Source organism: Saccharopolyspora sp. ASAGF58 (genome assembly GCF_012277335.1).
Taxonomy (GTDB): Bacteria; Actinomycetota; Actinomycetes; order Mycobacteriales; family Pseudonocardiaceae; genus Saccharopolyspora; species Saccharopolyspora hattusasensis.
Genome location: NZ_CP040605.1, coordinates 7436627 through 7455172, shown reverse-complemented (window position 1 = coordinate 7455172; position 18546 = coordinate 7436627). Strand labels below are relative to the sequence as shown.

General features: G+C 63.9%; 1 protein-coding gene (running past one end of the window). It reads left to right on the top strand.

The features are described 5' to 3' along the window. Nucleotides 1-181 precede the first annotated feature (181 nt). Nucleotides 182-18546, top strand: partial view of a hypothetical protein gene (locus tag FDZ84_RS35020; protein WP_168589319.1) — the 5' portion only. It continues 14992 nt past the right edge of the window; only the first 18365 of its 33357 coding nucleotides appear in the window; it begins with the start codon at nt 182-184; its stop codon lies beyond the right edge, outside the window.

Below are 18546 nucleotides of genomic sequence, written 5' to 3'. Positions count from 1 at the left end.
TCGTTGTGAGAGACGTGTTGTGGTTCGGGTGCCGGGCGGCTGAGGCCGCCCGGCTACCGGGCTTTGATGCGTCACCGCGCCGGCAGGTCACGGGGCTGGTTCCCAGCGGGGCCGAAGGGCTGGTTCCCGCATACATCGTTGCTGCCTTGGGTTGGGGCGGCGTTGGGGTGGGGTGGGTGTGATGTTTTCGTCGATCATGGTGCCGGAGGGGGTGAGGCGGCTTTTTCAGGTGTTGACCGGTGAGGATATGACGGATGCGGATGAGGGTGCGTTGTTCGCGGTGGCGGACGTGTTGGAGTCGGGTGCGGCGGGGCTGGGCGAGGTGCGGGCGTTGGTGGCGGAGTTGGTGGGAAAGGTGCGGACGGAGTTTTCGGGGAAAGCGGCGGACCGGTTCGCGGACGGGTTGGGGATTTTTGATGGATTGTTGTCCTCGGGCCAGGCGGGGTTACTGGATTTAGCGGCGTTCGTGCGGAAGACGTCGCAGCAGGTGCGGTATCTGAAGTTGGTGACGATTTATGGTTTGCAATTGCTGGCGGTAGAGATGGCGTGGGCGATGTATTTTGCGGGGGCGACCGCTGGCGCGACGCTGGCGTGGCTCGCGGCGCGGATGGCGGTGATGCGGTTTTTGTTGACGAGCTGGTGGAGGCAGTTGTTCATGCGGTTGGCGATGATGGCGGCTGGTGGTGTGGTCTTCAACGTGCTGCCGGACGTGGCGGCCCAGCTGCAGATGCTGGGTGAGGAATCGGCTGAGAAGTGGGATAGGACGCTGACCGAGCAGGCGGCGGGGATGGGGGCGTTCTCGGCGTTGGTGGCGCTGCCGTTGTCGGCGGTGGGCGGTCTGATCAGCAACGCGTTGACGAAGGTGCTGGTGAAGGGCCTGGGCGATGACGTGGACGCGGCGATCCTGGAGGCGGCGGTGAAGAAAGCGGTGGCCGAGCACGCGGAGTTGTATCCGGTATCGGCGATGGCGAAGTTCGCGGATGTCGTGGCGGAGCATCTGGATAATTATGCGGGGATGTCGTTGAAGGCGATGTGGTTGGCGCGGTTCGGCAGCGGGCTCGGGGAGGCGTTGGCGGGCTCGTTGTCGGAGTTGTTCGGGGAGGCGGGATATTTGGCGGCCACGGGCCAGGAGGTGACCTGGAACCCGTTTAGTTTGACGGCGGGTTTCTTCGAGACGGTGTTCAGCGGTGTGGGCAATCTGGCGGGTTTGGCGTTGCGGGGCAAGCTGCACCCGGAAGGCCCTAGCCCGTACCTCGAGGGCACCGTCGGGGGCGGGGACGGCAGCGACGATGGTGGCGGGTCCGGCGGGGAGAAGACCCCCCTGCCGGGGGCAGGGTCCGGGTCGCAGCCAGGGAACATCCCTGGCTCCCCAGACAAAGACAGCGTGTTCATCCCATCCGATGCCTCCGATTCCTCGGATGGCTCGCGATCGGATGCCTCGCGATCGGATCGCTGGGCCGGCTCGGATTCCGGGGCCGGCTCGGATTCCTCGAGTGTGTCTGATGTGGACTCTGTGTTCTCGGATACCGGGTCGGTGGATTCGGCTGCGGTGTCGGTGCCTTCTGATGATGGCCTGGTGGTGCCCGCTTCCGCTGTGGTGTCTGCCGTTGTTGTGGGCGGCACAGACGGTAAGGACGGTAAGGACGGCACGGACGGCACGGACGGCACGGACGGCACGGACGGTAAGCGGGGTGTCGATGGCGGTGTGCCAGGCGGGACCCCGGCTCGTGATGTCCCGGTGGTGCCCGGTGCCGGGCAGCACCGGCCGGGCACACCACCACCCGCATATTCCGGTGGGGTACCGGGTGTTGGTCCGGACCGGCCGGGCACACCGCCACCGCCGTACAGTCCGGTTGCCGGTGGCGATCAGGCCGTGCCTGGGAGGCGGCCGCTGGAGGTGTCTGCCTCGAAGACACCGGACCCCCCGACAGTGACCCCACATGCTTCCGATGTGCCTGCGGATGCCGCGCGCCCGGAGACTGGCAGGCGTGGGTCTGTCGTGGAGTCCGGCGGTCGTGTGCCTGCGGATGCCGCGCGCCCGGAGACTGTCGGGTCTGGGTCTGTCGTGGGCCGCGACGGTCGTGTGCCTGCGGGGCATCCGGTGTCGGAGACTGTCGGGTCCGGGTCTGTCGTGGGCTCCGGCAGTGGTGTGGCCGGGGGGCATCCGGGGTCGTCGGGTGGGGTGACCGGCCGCGATGGGGACCCCGGTGCGGACTCGGTTGCGGGGCGTGGAGATGCGCATCGCCAGGATGAGACGGTGGTGTCGCCGGACTCGGCGACGCTGCCGGGGGAGGGATCGCTGGCGGCGCCGTCTCTGCATCGGGATCCGGCGGTGCTGCTGGCGGGCTTGCCGGCGGACACGGTGCGGGTGCCGGTGTCCGCGGAGGTGGTTGCTGGTGCCAGGTTGGCGGATTTCATGCCGGACGGTGTCGCGGATTCCCCGGGCGGGCCTGTGCTGCTGGTGTCCGACAGCGATCGGAACGCGGGTGTGGTGGTGACGCGGGACCAGGGGTTGGCACTGGCGAAGGAGACGGGCCGCAACGTTGTCGCGATGATGCCGGGACAGGCCGGGCGCGAGCCGCAGTTCATGGTGTTCCCCGCGGATCGTTCTCGTCCCAAGCCGCTGGCCGGGCCTGGTGCTGCGGTGCTGACCGGCGGGCGGAGTGGGGGCGTGGCCGGTCTGGCGGACGCCTCGGTAACGGTCCCGGCCTCCGGTGACAAGACGGTGGCCCGGGGTAAGGCACCGGCTACCGGGACGGGGTCTGCCCAGGCGAGGTCGGTGGCTGGGGAGGGACAGCCCGCCGCGACCACACCCGATGCCGGGACGGGCACGGTACGGGATACCAGTCGGATACCGGTGGGGCAGTGGACTCAGGAGGATCTGGTCCGCGCGATCGCCGAGGCGAAGGAGCTGGGCCTGTCTAGCAAGGAAAAGGAGACGGCGGGGCAGATTGTGTGGCTCGCGCATGACGTCGCGGGGCTGGCTCGCGGGGATGCTCTCGCGCCGCTGGAGGATGTGGTGGCGCTGGTCGCGGCCAAGCGCCGCGAGCTCGCCAAGGACCACCAGGATCACCAGGATCACCAGGATCACCAGGTGCTGGAGTTTTCCCGGGCGCTGGCGGACTGGCTGCGTACGCGGCGCAGCGAACCGGTCGTCCACGCCGGAGCCGGTCCGGAGGGTCACACAGCGGACGGCGGTGCGCCGGGCTCTTCGTTGGCTGCTGTACCGCCCAATGTGGAGGGACACCCCCTGGCCCAGGTGACCAAGCAGGCGGACGAGCGGATCGAAGCGGCGCGGGATAGGAAGAGAATGCGGAATTTACGTTCCAACCAGCGTCGGGCCGACAGGACGGCGGCGCAGCGTGCGAAGATTGCGGAGTTGGAGGAGTCGCTGGAGGCGCTTAAGGCTGAACAGGCTTCGTTGGAGGAGTCGCTGGAGCTGCTTAAGGCTGAACAGGCTTCGTTGGAGGAGCCGCCGGGGTGGGCGGATGCGGCGGATGCGGATTTGCGGACGCAGCGGGAGAAGCGGCTGGAGGAGCTGCAGCAGAGTATCGCGTCAAAGCAGTGGCTGAAGGAGCTGCTGCAGCAGCGTATCGCGCCGATGCAGAAGGAGTACAACGATCTTAAGGAGAAGGATAAGCGATCGCGTGCCTTGGTCGCGAAAGCCGGTCGTAAGTGGAGGGAGAAGCATGGTAAGTCGCGGGCTGCGCGGTCGGGCCCGGGGCGGTCCGGGGAGTCTTCTGCGGCGGCCGAGCTGAGTAAGTTGATCGCTGAAGCGAACGCTGGGCTGGACAGCATGCGCCAGCAGGGGCTACCAGTAGACCAACTGATCGATGAAGTGAAGCCGCAAACGGAAGCTTTTGAGGGCCATAACGGTCTCCGGGATGTGATGGCGTATCACATCCTGAAAAAACCGGAGAATGAAGTGGACACCCTGGAGTTCGAGTGGAAACTACATAAGTTGACGACGGTGCGGAACTGGGATGAGTGGTACGAGCGGGACGCGACGCGGTTGGATAAGTGGGCCGGGATCGTGGGTCGTGATGCTGTGGACAGGTTGTTGGCTGATGCGGACATGGTCTTGGGGCCGCTAAGTGTGTCGTTGCGGTTCCGGACTGTGCTGGCGCAGTGGTTGGGTGAGCATCCGGGTGACCGTCGTGGTGCTCAGGCGGTGCGGGGGATAATGGCCGATTACCTGGACGGCGACCCTGACCTTGGCGTGGCGGTCAGTGGTTTGACTCTCGACGCGTTCGAGACGGCGAAAGCGGAAGAGGCGCGTTGGCAGGCAGATCGTGCTGCGAACCCGGCGGAGGCTGATGCCCCGATGGTGCGCGGGGTCGCTGATGATCCAGCGCTGGACGTTATTTTCCGGATTAGCTCGATACAGCATAAATTCGAGGATGTCGGTCAGGAGTTGCGGCAGTGGACCCGCGACGCCGAAGATCAAGATGCTGTGGACCTTTTGTATGATCAGGCGGACCAGGTCTTGGGGCCTCTTAAGGAGTCGGAGGCCTTCCGGTATGTGATGGCACACGAGTTGCTGATGAGGCGGAATAACCTGCGGGATGATCAGCAGCTGCAGCAGTTGATGACGAGCCCGCAGGATGATCCGCAGTTGCGGCAGTTGCGGTGGGAACTGGCCCGTTACCTGGCTGGTGACTTGACCGGCGGTGCGGACCCGGATACGGCCGACAACTTGCTTTCCGCCGGGATGGGGCCGTTGCCTGAAGAAAAACGATCTAAAGCAAACCGGATGCATTTGCGGCGCCTGACGATTGGCAAGGCGCTGAGCGGGTTGCAAGAGGATAAGGCTGTCAACCGAGTGTTGCGAGATGCGGCACTTGTGGACCTGCGTCGCGGGGAATACTCCTTCGCCACTTTAGCGAAGCGATTCTACAGAGTTAAGGCCTGGGGCGACAGCGTTTTTGCGATCCGCGATTTGCAAGATGCGGTGGGGTCTCTGCGGCAGGTTTTGGCGGAGGCGGAGACAAACACTGACCTGCGGGACGAATATGAACCCAAGATCGCGGAGTGGTTGACTACAAGTGGGTTGGATTTCGCCGCGATCCGCAGCCGGGCAACAGAAGTTGCCGATGCTGTTCGGTTGCTGCGCCGAGAGAACGCGAACCGGGAATTGCAGAAGGTTTTCAAGGAAGCAGGCGACACGTTAATGCAGCTGCTCGTTCTGCCCGATCAAAATCATGATGTGGTCGGTGAGGTCTACCAGCACTTCCTGGAAAAAATACCGGTTGATGATCACGATTTGTGGGATGCGATCGCGCATCGGCTGCTGACGAATGCAGGTCAGGAGGATCGGATAGGGGATGCGCAGCAGTTCCTGGAGCGGCTGCAGCATCTGAGGCTCGAGGCATCGGCCGTTGATGTGCCTGCGGATCCCGCGCGCCCGGAGACTGACACGTCCAGGTCCGTCGCGGACGCCGGCGGTGGTGCGGCTGGGCGCGAGCCGCAGTTAACGGTGTTCCCCGCGGATGGGGCGGGCGCGGTACGGGATATCAGTCGGATACCGGTGGGGCAGTGGACGCAGGAGGAACTGGTCCACGCGATCGCCGAGGCGAAGAAGCTGGTCCTGTCCAGCGACGAAAAGGCGACGGCGGGGCAGATTGTGTGGCTCGCGCATGACGTCGCGGGGCTGGCTCGCGGGGATGCTCTCGCGCCGCTGGAGGATGTGGTGGCGCTGGTCGCGGCCAAGCGCCGCGACCTCGGCGATGACCACCAGGATCACCAGGTGGTGGAGTTTTCCCAGGCGCTGGCGGACTGGCTGCGTACGCGGCGCAGCGAACCGGTCATCCACGCCGGAGCCGGTCCGGAGGGTCACACAGCGGACGGCAGTGCGCCGGGATCTTCGTCGGCTGCTGTACCGCCCAATGTGGAGGGACACCCCCCGGCCCAGGTGACCAAGCAGGCGGACAAGCGGATCGAAGCGGCGCAGGAAAGGAAGAGAATGCGGAACCAGCGTCGGGCCGACAGGACGGCGGCGCAGCGTGCGAAGATTGCGGAGTTGGAGGAGTCGCTGGAGGCGCTTAAGGCTGAACAGGCTTCGTTGGAGGAGTCGCTGGAGCTGCTTAAGGCTGAACAGGCTTCGTTGGAGGAGCCGCCGGGGTGGGCGGATGCGGCGGATGCGGATTTGCGGACGCAGCGGGAGAAGCGGCTGGAGGAGCTGCAGCAGAGTATCGCGTCAAAGCAGTGGCTGAAGGAGCTGCTGCAGCAGCGTATCGCGCCGATGCAGAAGGAGTACAACGAGCATACGGAGGAGAATAAGCGAGTGCGTGCCTTGGTCGCGAAACGCAGTCGTAAGTGGAGGGAGAAGAAGCATGGTAAGTCGCAGGCTGCGCGGTCGGGCCCGGGGCGGTCCGGGGAGTCTTCTGCGGCGGCCAAGCTGAGTAAGTTGATCGCTGAAGCGAACGCTGGGCTGGACAGCATGCGCCAGCAGGGGCTACCAGTAGACCAACTGATCGATGAAGTGAAGCCGCAAACGGAAGCTTTTGAGGGCCATAACGGTCTCCGGGATGTGATGGCGTATCACATCCTGAAAAAACCGGAGAATGAAGTGGACACCCTGGAGTTCGAGTGGAAACTACATAAGTTGACGACGGTGCGGAACTGGGATGAGTGGTACGAGCGGGACGCGACGCGGTTGGATAAGTGGGCCGGGATCGTGGGTCGTGATGCTGTGGACAGGTTGTTGGCTAATGCGGACGGGGTCTTGGGGCCGCTAAGGGGGTCGGAGCGGTTCCGGACTGTGCTGGCGCAGTGGTTGGGTGCGCATCCGGGTGACCGTCGTGGTGCTCAGGCGGTGCGGGGGATAATGGCCGATTACCTGGACGGCGACCCTGACCTTGGCGTGGCGGTCAGTGGTTTGACTCTCGACGCGTTCGAGACGGCGAAAGCGGAAGAGGCGCGTTGGCAGGCAGATCGTGCTGCGAACCCGGCGGAGGCTGATGCCCCGATGGTGCGCGGGGTCGCTGATGATCCAGCGCTGGACGGTATTTCCCGGATTAGCTCGATACAGCATAAATTCGAGAAGGCCGGTCAGGAGTTGCGGCAGTGGGCCGACGCCGAAGATCAAGATGCTGTGGACCTTTTGTATGATCAGGCGGACCAGGTCTTGGGGCCTCTTAAGGAGTCGGAGGCCTTCCGGTATGTGATGGCACACGAGTTGCTGATGAGGCGGAATAACCTGCGGGATGATCAGCAGCTGCAGCAGTTGATGACGAGCCCGCAGGATGATCCGCAGTTGCGGCAGTTGCGGTGGGAACTGGCCCGTTACCTGGCTGGTGACTTGACCGGCGGTGCGGACCCGGATACGGCCGACAACTTGCTTTCCGCCTGGATGGGTCCGTTGGCTAGAACCGTACAATCTAAAAAAAATCAGATTCGTCACCGGCGCGCGACGATTGGCAAGGCGCTGAGTGGGTTGGACGATGAGGCTGTCAACCGGGTGCTGAAAGATGCGGCGCTTGAGGACCTGCGTCGCGAGAACTACACCCCCGACACTTTGGGGGCGCGGTTCTACAGATCTCGGCAATGGGGCAACGGCGTTTTTGGGATCCGCGATTTGCAAGATGCGGTGGGGTCTCTGCGGAAGGTTTTGGCGGAGGCGGAGACAAGCACTGACCGGCGGGACGAATATGAACCCAAGATCGCGGAGTGGTTGGCTATAAGGGGGTTCGATGACGTCGCGTTCCGCAGCCGGGCAAGGGAAGTTGCCGATGCTGTTCGGTTGCTGCGCCGAGAGAACGCGAACCGGGAATTGCAGAAGGTTTTCAAGGAAGCAGGCGGCACGTTAGCGCAGCTGCGCGGGCTGCCCGGTCAAAATCGTAATGTTGTGGTCGATGAGGTCGACCGGCACTTCGGGGGAATACCGGTTGATGATCAGGAATTGCGGGATGCGGTCGCGCATCGGCTGCTGACGAATGCAGGTCAGGAGGGTCGGATAGCGGATGCGCAGCAGTTCCTGGAGCGACTGCGGCGTCTGAGGGGCGAGGCATCGGGCGTGATTGAGGGCGCGGGGCCGGAGCAGGGGCCGGTTAGGGACATGCAGCCGGAGTCCACCGAGGATGTGTCGGGAAATGCGGCGACCGATGACGCCGGGAGCGTCTTCGGCGAGAGAGCACAGCTCGAGAGGGACCAGCTGCTGGCGCGGCTTCATGGCTTGAGGGGAGACGAGGATCCGTGGGAGCCGCAAGTGGAGGATCCGCCGGAGACGCAAGTGGTGGATCAGACGGACGGCTCAGGGGAGCCTTTTGCGGCGGTCAGGCTGAGCGAGTTGATCGCTGACGCGGAGGCTGGGTTGCAGAGGATGCGCGATGAGGGGCGAGAAGTTCCCGTAGACGGTCTGATCGATGCGGTGAAGCCGAGCATGGGAGCTCTTGGGGTCCATGCAGGACTGCGGCATGTGATGGCGCACTACATGCTGAGTCCTCCGGAGAATGGCAAGAGCATCGTGGAGTTGCATGAAGAACTACGTGAGCGGGTGGTGAAGGACCCGCAGTTGCATCAAGAACTACGTGAGTTGGCGGTGCGGGACTGGGACGAGCGATACAAGCGGGCCGAGGAGCAGTTGGATAAGTGGGCCGGGATCGTGGGTCGTGATGCTGTGGTCCGGTTGTTGGCTGATGCGAACGGGATTTTGGGGCCGTTGAGGGTATCGGCGCGGTTCCGGGTTGTGCTGGCGCACTGGTTGGGTGAGCATCCGGGCGACGCGCGCGGTGCTGAGGCGGTGCGGTGGGAAATGGCCGATTACCTGGCCGATGACCTCGCTGACCTCGGTGACCTTGGTGACCTTGGCGTGGTGGTGAGTGGTGTGCCTCACGACGCGATCGAGGGGGTGAGAGCGGGAGAGGCGCGTTGGCAGGCAGATCGTGCTGCGAACCCGGCGGAGGCTGCTGCCCCGATGGTGCGCGGGGTCGATGATGATCCAGCGCTGCGCATTATTTCTCAGATTAGCTCGATACAGCAGACATTCGAGGAGGCCGGTCAGGCGTTGCGGCAGTTGGCCGACGAACAGGGTCAAAATGCCGTGGACCGGTTGTATGCTCCGGCGGAGAAGGTCTTGGGGTCTCTCAAGAAGTCGCCGTCCTTCCGGGATGCGATGGCACACGAGTTGCTGAAGAAACTGAAGAACCTGCGGGATGAGCAGCAGTTGCAGCAGTTGATGACGAACCCGCAGGGCGATCCGCAGTTGCAGCAGTTGCGGTGGAAACTGGTCCGTTACCTGGCTGGTGACACAACCGGCGGCGCGGACCCGAGTGCTGCCCACGCCCTGCTTTCCGCCACGGTGGCCCCAGCCCCTGGACGGGACGAGAATGGGTCTACAGAGCAACAGATGTATTACCGGCGCGTGGCGGTGGGCAAGGCGCTGAGTGGTTTGCCGGACAATGCCGCTGTCGAACGGGCGCGGGTGTTGGCCGAGATTTCGGCTGCCGAGGGGCGCGTTGCGGGATCGTCTGGTGGGGAAGGCTCGTCTGCTGGTGCGCCGGCTTCCGTTGCCGCGATTGTTGACCCTCGCGCTGTGACGTTGAAGGAACTGGGGGAATTGAGCGGTGCGGCCGCAGCGCGGTTGAAGAAGCTGGGTGATGAAGCCGAGCTCCGTTTCTTGGAGGACGCGTCTAGGAAGTTGGGGTGGCCCCTGAATTCCGATCTGAAATTCGTGAACGTGATGGCCGATTACTTGAGCACGGTGTCTCATGATTTGCCATCAGGTAAAGTCGAGGAGCCGGTCGACGCGTTTCGGGGAAAGCTGGCCGAAATTTCGGCAGCGATAACGGCTGGTGACACGTCCAGGTCCGTCGCGGACGCCGGCCGTGGTGCGGCTGGGCGCGAGCCGCAGTTAACGGTGTTCCCCGCGGATGGGGCGGGCGCGGTACGGGATATCAGTCGGATACCGGTGGGGCAGTGGACGCAGGAGGAACTGGTCCACGCGATCGTCGAGGCGAAGAAGCTGGTCCTGTCCAGCGACGAAAAGGAGACGGCGGGGCAGATTGTGTGGCTCGCGCATGACGTCGCGGGGTTGGCTCGTGGGGATGCTGTCGTGCCGCTGGAGGATGTGGTGGCGCTGGTCGCCGCCAAGCGCCGCGAGCTCGCCAAGGACCACCAGGATCACCAGGTGCTGGAGTTTTCCCAGGCACTGGCGGACTGGCTGCGTACGCGGCGCAGCGAACCGGTCGTCCACGCCGGAGCCGGTCCGGAGGGTCACACCGCGGACGGCGGTGCGCCGGGATCTTCGTCGGCTGCAGTACCGCCCAATGTGGAGGGACACCCGGCCCGGGTGACCAAGCGGCCGGACGAGCGGATCGAGACGGCGCAGGAAAGGAAGAGAATGCGGAATTTACGTTCCAACCAGCGTCGGGCCGACAGGACGGCGGCGCAGCGTGCGAAGATTGCGGAGTTGGAGGAGTCGCTGGAGCTGCTTAAGGCTGAACAGGCTTCGTTGGAGGAGTCGCTGGAGCTGCTTAAGGCTGAACAGGCTTCGTTGGAGGAGCCGCCGGGGTGGGCGGATGCGGCGGATGCGGATTTGCGGACGCAGCGGGAGAAGCGGCTGGAGGAGCTGCAGCAGAGTATCGCGTCAATGCAGCAGCTGAAGGAGCTGCAGCAGCAGCGTATCGCGCCGATGCAGAAGGAGTACAACGATCTTAAGGAGAAGGATAAGCGATCGCGTGCCTTGGTCGCGAAACGCGGTCGTAAGCGGAGGGAGAAGCATGGTAAGTCGCAGGCTGCGCGGTCGGGCCCGGGGCGGTCCGGGGAGTCTTCTGCGGCGGCCGAGCTGAGTAAGTTGATCGCTGAAGCGAACGCTGGGCTGGACAGCATGCGCCAGCAGGGGCTACCAGTAGACCAACTGATCGATGAAGTGAAGCCGCAAACGGAAGCTTTTGAGGGCCATAACGGTCTCCGGGATGTGATGGCGTATCACATCCTGAAAAAACCGGAGAATGAAGTGGACACCCTGGAGTTCGAGTGGAAACTACATAAGTTGACGACGGTGCGGAACTGGGATGAGTGGTACGAGCGGGACGCGACGCGGTTGGATAAGTGGGCCGGGATCGTGGGTCGTGATGCTGTGGACAGGTTGTTGGCTGATGCGGACATGGTCTTGGGGCCGCTAAGTGTGTCGTTGCGGTTCCGGACTGTGCTGGCGCAGTGGTTGGGTGAGCATCCGGGTGACCGTCGTGGTGCTCAGGCGGTGCGGGGGATAATGGCCGATTACCTGGACGGCGACCCTGACCTTGGCATGGCGGTCAGTGGTTTGACTAGCGACGCGTTCAAGAACGCGAAAGCGGAAGAGGCGCGTTGGCAGGAAGATCGTGCTGCGAATCCGGCGGAGGCTGCTGCCCCGATGGTGCGCGGGGTCGATGATCCAGCGCTGGACGTTATTTCCCGGATTAGCTCGATACAGCATAAATTCGAGGATGTTGGTCAGGAGTTGCGGCAGTTGACCCGCGCCGAACCTCAAGATGCTGTGGACCTTTTGTATGATCAGGCGGACCAGGTCTTGGGGCCTCTTAAGGAGTCGGAGCCCTTCCGGGATGTGATGGCACACGAGTTGCTGATGAGGCGGAATAACCTGCGGGATGATCAGCAGGTGCAGCAGTTGATGACGAGCCCGCAGGATGATCCGCAGTTGCGGCAGTTGCGGTGGGAACTGGCCCGTTACCTGGCTGGTGACTTGACCGGCGGTGCGGACCCGGATACGGCCGACAACTTGCTTTCCGCCGGGATGGGGCCGTTGCCTGAAGACATAAGATCTAGAGGCAAGCTGATGTATAACCGCCGCCTGACGATTGGCAAGGCGCTGAGTGGGTTGCAAGACGATGCTGTCAACGAGGTGCTGCGAAATGCGGCACTTGAGGACCTGCGTCGCGAGAACTACACCCACGACAGTTTGGGGAAGCGATTCTACAGAGCTAAGACCTGGGGCCGCACCGTTTTTCGGATCCGCGATTTGCAAGATGCGGTGGGGTCTCTGCGGCAGGTTTTGGAGGAGGCGGAGACAAGCACTGACCGGCGGGACGAATATGAACCCAAGATCGCGGAGTGGTTGGCTACAAGGGGGTTCGATGACGTCGCGATCCGCAGCCGGGCAACGGAAGTTGCCGATGCTGTTCGGTTGCTGCGCCGAGAGAACGCGAACCGGGAATTGCAGAAGGTTTTCAAGGAAGCAGGCGACACGTTAATGCAGCTGCTCGTTCTGCCCGATCAAAATCATGATGTGGTCGGTGAGGTCTACCAGCACTTCGTGGAAAAAATACCGGTTGATGATCACGATTTGTGGGATGCGATCGCGCATCGGCTGCTGACGAATGCAGGTCAGGAGGATCGGATAGGGGATGCGCAGCAGTTCCTGGAGCGGCTGCAGCATCTGAGGAGCGAGGCATCGGCCGTTGATGTGCCTGCGGATCCCGCGCGCCCGGAGACTGACACGTCCAGGTCCGTCGCGGACGCCGGCGGTGGTGCGGCTGGGCGCGAGCCGCAGTTAACGGTGTTCCCCGCGGATGGGGCGGGCGCGGTACGGGATATCAGTCGGATACCGGTGGGGCAGTGGACGCAGGAGGAACTGGTCCACGCGATCGTCGAGGCGAAGAAGCTGGTCCTGTCCAGCGACGAAAAGGAGACGGCGGGGCAGATTGTGTGGCTCGCGCATGACGTCGCGGGGTTGGCTCGTGGGGATGCTGTCGTGCCGCTGGAGGATGTGGTGGCGCTGGTCGCCGCCAAGCGCCGCGAGCTCGCCAAGGACCACCAGGATCACCAGGTGCTGGAGTTTTCCCAGGCACTGGCGGACTGGCTGGGTACGCGGCGCAGCGAACCGGTCATCCACGCCGGAGCCGGTCCGGAGGGTCACACCGCGGACGGCGGTGCGCCGGGATCTTCCTCGGATGCGCGCAATGTGGAGGGACACCCGGCCCAGGTGACCAAGCGGCCGGGCAAGCGAGGACCGAGCGGGATCGAGACGATTCAGGATAAGAAGAAAAGGAAGGTTAAACGAATGATCGAAGCTAGGGAGAAGCGGCGTGCGAGGATTGCGGAGTTGGATGGGAAGGCGTCGCTGTCTGAGGTTGAACAGAGGACGCTCGTTGTGCTTAAGGCGGATGATAAGCGACAGCGTGTCGTGAACGTGGAAGCCAATCGTAGGTGGAGGCAGAACCAGCGTAAGTTGCGGGCTGCGGAGTTGGGCGCGGAAGGGCCTTTGTCTGCTGGTGGGTCCGCTCAGGTAGCGGGACGGTCCGGGGAGTCTTCTGCGGCGGCCGAGCTGAGTGCGTTGATCACTAACGCGGACGCTGGGCTGAAGAGGATGCGCGGTGGGCGGGGGGGAGACGTAGGCGGGGTGGATGTAGGCGTAGACGGTCTGATCGATGCAGAGAAAGTGAAGCAGCAGCAGTCGGGCATGGGAGCTCTTGGGGTCCGTGACGGTCTCCCGGATGTGATGGCGTATCACAAGCTGAGTCAGCCGAGGGATGCCGAGGACGTCAAGGAGTTTGATCGAAAACTACAGAAGTTGGACTGGGAAGCACGATACGAGTGGGCCGCGACGCAGTTGGAGAGTTGGGCCGGGATCGTGGGTGGTGATGCTGTGGACCGGTTGTTGGCTAATGCGGGCGTGGTCTTGGGGCCGTTAAGTGTGTCGGAGCGGTTCCGGACTGTGCTGGCGCAGTGGTTGGGTGAGCATCCGGGTGACCGTCGTGGTGCTCAGGCGGTGCGGGGGATAATGGCCGGTTACCTTGGTGGCGACCCTGACCTTGGCGTGGCGGTCAGTGGTTTGACTCACGACGAGTTCGAGAACGCGAAAGCGGAAGAGGAAGAGGCGCGTTGGCAGGCAGATCGTGCTGCGAACCCGGCGGAGGCTGCTGCCCCGACGGTGCGCGGGGTCGATGATGATCCAGCGCTGCGCGTTACTTCTAAGGTTAGTTTGATACATCGCGAATTCGAGGATGCCGCTCAGGAGTTGCGGCAGTTGACCCGCGCCGAACCTCAAGATGCCGTGGACCTTTTGTATGATCAGGCGGACCAGGTCTTGGGGCCTCTTAAGGAGGTGAAGCCCTTCCGGGATGTGATGGCACGCGAGTTGCTGAAGAAGCCGCGGGGTGATCAGCAGTTGCAGGAGTTGCGGTGGAAACTGGTCCGTTACCTGGCTGGTGACCTGAGCGGCGGTGCGAAACCGGATACGGATACGGCCGACGACTTGCTTTCCGTCGGGAAGGGGCCATTGCTTAGCGGCGATCGACCTAAAGCAGCAAGGTGGGTGTATAACCGGCGCGTGATGATTGGCAAGGCGCTGAGTGGGTTGAGGGACTATGGGGATCTCAACGGGGTGCTGAGAAATGTGGCACTTGAGGACCTGCGTCGCGAGGACTACTCCTTCGACGGTTTGGGGGTACGGTTCTGCAGAGGTCGGAGCTGGGGCGCCACCGTTTTTGCGATCCGCGATTTGCAAGATGCGGTGGGGTCTCTGCGGAAGGTTTTGGCGGAGGCGGAGACAAGCACTGACCGGCGGGACGAATATGAACCCAAGATCGCGGAGTGGTTGGCTATAAGGGGGTTCAATGACGCCGAGATCCGCAGCCGGGCAACGGAGGCTGCCGATGCTGTTCGGTTGCTGCGCCGAGAGAACGCGAACCGGGAATTGCAGAATGTTTTCAAGGAAGCAGGCGGCACGTTAGCGAAGCTGCGCGGGCTGCCCGGTCAAAATCGTAATGTTGTGGTCGATGAGGTCAACCGGCACTTCAGGGAAATACCGGTTGATGATCATGAATTGCGGGATGCGATCGCGCATCGGCTGCTGACGAATGCAGGTCAGGAGGATCGGATAGCGGATGCGCAGCAGTTCCTGGAGCGACTGCGGCGTCTGAGGGGCGAGGCATCGGGCGTGATTGAGGGCGCGGGGCCGGAGCAGGGGCCGGTTAGGGACATGCAGCCGGAGTCCACCAAGGATGTGTCGGGAAATGCGGCGACCGATGACGCCGGGAGCGTCTTCGGCGAGAGAGCACAGCTCGAGAGGGACCAGCTGCTGGCGCGGCTTCATGGCTTGAGGGGAGACGAGGATCCGTGGGAGCCGCAAGTGGAGGATCCGCCGGAGACGCAAGTGGTGGATCAGACGGACGGCTCAGGGGAGCCTTTTGCGGCGGTCAGGCTGAGCGAGTTGATCGCTGACGCGGAGGCTGGGTTGCAGAGGATGCGCGATGAGGGGCGAGAAGTTCCCGTAGACGGTCTGATCGATGCGGTGAAGCCGAGCATGGGAGCTCTTGGGGTCCATGCAGGACTCCGGCATGTGATGGCGCACTACATGCTGAGTCCTCCGGAGAATGGCAAGAGCATCGTGGAGTTGCATGAAGAACTACGTGAGCGGGTGGTGAAGGACCCGCAGTTGCATCAAGAACTACGTGAGTTGGCGGTGCGGGACTGGGACGAGCGATACAAGCGGGCCGAGGAGCAGTTGCGTGAGTGGGCCGGGATCGTGGGTCGTGATGCTGTGGTCCGGTTGTTGGCTGATGCGAACGGGATTTTGGGGCCGTTGAGGGTATCGGCGCGGTTCCGGGTTGTGCTGGCGCACTGGTTGGGTGAGCATCCGGGCGACGCGCGCGGTGCTGAGGCGGTGCGGTGGGAAATGGCCGATTACCTGGCCGATGACCTCGCTGACCTCGGTGACCTTGGTGACCTTGGCGTGGTGGTGAGTGGTGTGCCTCACGACGCGATCGAGAAGGTGAGAGCGGGAGAGGCGCGTTGGCAGGCAGATCGTGCTGCGAACCCGGCGGAGGCTGCTGCCCCGATGGTGCGCGGGGTCGATGATGATCCAGCGCTGCGCATTATTTCTCAGGTTAGCTCGATACGGCAGGCATTCGAGGAGGCCGGTCAGGCGTTGCGGCAGTTGGCCGACGAACAAGGTCAAGAGGCCGTGGACCGGTTGTATGCTCCGGCGGAGACGGTCTTGGGGTCTCTCAAGAAGTCGCCGTCCTTCCGGGATGCGATGGCACACGAGTTGCTGAAGAAACTGAAGAACCTGCGGGATGAGCAGCAGTCGCAGCAGTTGATGACGAACCCGCAGGGCGATCAGCAGTTGCAGCAGTTGCGGTGGAAACTGGTCCGTTACCTGGCTGGTGACACAAGCGGCGGCGCGGACCCGAGTGCTGCCCACGCCCTGCTTTCCGCCACGGTGGCCCCGGCCCCTGGACCGGACGAGGCTCGGTCTAATGAGCAACAGATGTATTACCGGCGCGTGGCGGTGGGCAAGGCGCTGAGTGGTTTGCCGGACAATGCCGCTGTCGAACGGGCGCGGGTGTTGGCCGAGATTCCGGCTGCCGAGGGGCGCGTTGCGGGATCGTCTGGTGGGGAAGGCTCGTCTGCTGGTGGGCGGGCTGTTGCCGCGACTGTTGACCCTCGCCCGACGCCGTCCGCTGACGATGCGCGGGCGGAGACCGATGAGGACATGCAGTCGGAGTTCGCTGCGGATAACAACGATCGCGACTTCGATGAGCAACGGCCAGAGGCGCCGGAGCGGGTTCCTTCGTCTGTGTCTGGGCAGGTGTTGGGTTCGGGTATTGCGGAGATTCCGGCGGGGATTATGGTGTCGCCGTCGGATTTGGGGGAGGATCTCGTTGCTGTAGCGCGTGATTTGCCGGTTGAGGATGGCGTGTTGGCGGTGGTGGCGAAAGGTGATGGGCACGGTGGAGTGCTTCTCGGCGGTGAGAGTCTGACTGCCTCGCAGTTGGCTATTTTGATTCGCAGGTGGCGGTGGGGGAAGAGCAAGATCCGGTTGTATGCCTGTGAGGTCTTGGAGGGGTTCGCGACGACGCTGGATGGGGCGTCGGGTGTTGAGGTGATCTGGACGCGGGGCCTTGTGTGCTTCGGTCCGGATACCAATGGGCTTTCCTCCATGGTGGTTGGTTACTATTTGGATGAGTATTTGCGTCTGAACGTTAGGGAGGACGCCAGCACTTGGGTTACGACCCGGCCGGAGGCTTGGCTACCGGGGCAGTCCCCGTCTGATGTTTCCTTGCCGCCGGACCGGCGCGGGTTGAGTTCTCGCTGGGTGCATTTGCGTGCGGAGACGGCGCGGTTCCGGACGGGGCCGCAGCCGGATCTGGCGTGGCTGCGGGAATCCGGTCAGACCGCGAAGGTGGCTCAGGCTGGTGGCGGGTCCGGTAGGGAGAAGACCCCGCTGCCGGGGGCAGGGTCCGGGTCGCAGACAGGGGACATCCCTGGCTCCCCAGACAAGGACGACAGCACGTTCATCCCATCCGATGCCTCGCAATCGGATTCCTCGGATGGCTCGCGATCGGATCGATGGGCCGGCTCGGATTCCGGGGCCCCGGACTCGGTTGCGGGGCGTGGGGATGCGCATCGCCAAGACGGGGCGGTGGTGTCGCCGGACTCGGCGACACTGCCGGGGGAGGGGTCGCCGGCGGCGCCGTCTCTGCATCGGGATCCGGCGGCGGTGCTGCCGGCGGGCTTGCCGGCGGACACGGTGCGGGTGCCGGTGCCCGCGAATGTGGTCGCTGGTGGCAGGTTGGCGGATTTCATGCCGGACGGTGTCGCGGATTCCACGGGCGGGCCTGTGCTGCTGGTGTCCGACAGCGATCGGAACGCGGGTGTGGTGGTGACGCGGGACCAGGGGTTGGCACTGGCGAAGGAGACGGGCCGCAACGTTGTCGCGATGATGCCGGGACAGGCCGGGCGCGAGCCGCGGTGGACGGTGTTCGCTGCGGATGGTTCTCGTCCCAAGCTGCTGGCCGGGCCTGGTGCTGCGGTGCTGGCCGGCGGGCGCGGGGGCGTGGCCGGTCTGGCGGACGCCTCGGCAACGATCCCGGCCTCCGGTGACAAGACGGTGGCCCGGGGTAAGGCACCGGCTACCGGGACGGGGTCTGCCCAGGCGAGGTCGGTGGCTGGGGAGGGACAGCCCGCGGCGACCACACCCGATGCCGGGGCGGGCACGGTACGGGATACCAGTCGGATACCGGTGGGGCAGTGGACGCAGGAGGAACTGGAACGCGCGATCGCCCGGGCGAACGAGCTGGGCCTGTCCAGCGACGAAAAGGAGACGGCGGGGCAGATTGTGCGGCGCGCGCATGACGTCGCGGGGTTGGCTCGTGGGGATGCTGTCGTGCCGCTGAGGGATGTGGTGGCGCTGGTCGCCGCCAAGTACCGCGATCTCGGCGATGATCACCAGGATCACCAGGTGGTGAAGTTTTCCCGTGAGCTGGCGGACTGGCTGGGTACGCGGCGCAGCGAACCGGTCGTCCACGCCGGAGCCGGTCCGGCGGAACACACCGCGGGCGGCGGTCCGTCGGGATCTTCGTCGGATGCCGTACCGCCCAATGCGGAGGGACACCCCCCGGCCCAGGTGACCAAGCAGACGCGCAAGCGAGGCCGGATCGAGACGGATAAGGAAAGGACGGAAAGGAAGAAACAGAAGATTGCACGTGACAAACAGCTAAGGATCGAAGCTAAGGAGAATCGGCGTGCGAGGATTGCGCAGTTGGAGGGGAAGGCGTCGCTGTCTGAGGTTGAACAGAAGGAGTTCGACGCGTTTAAGGCGGA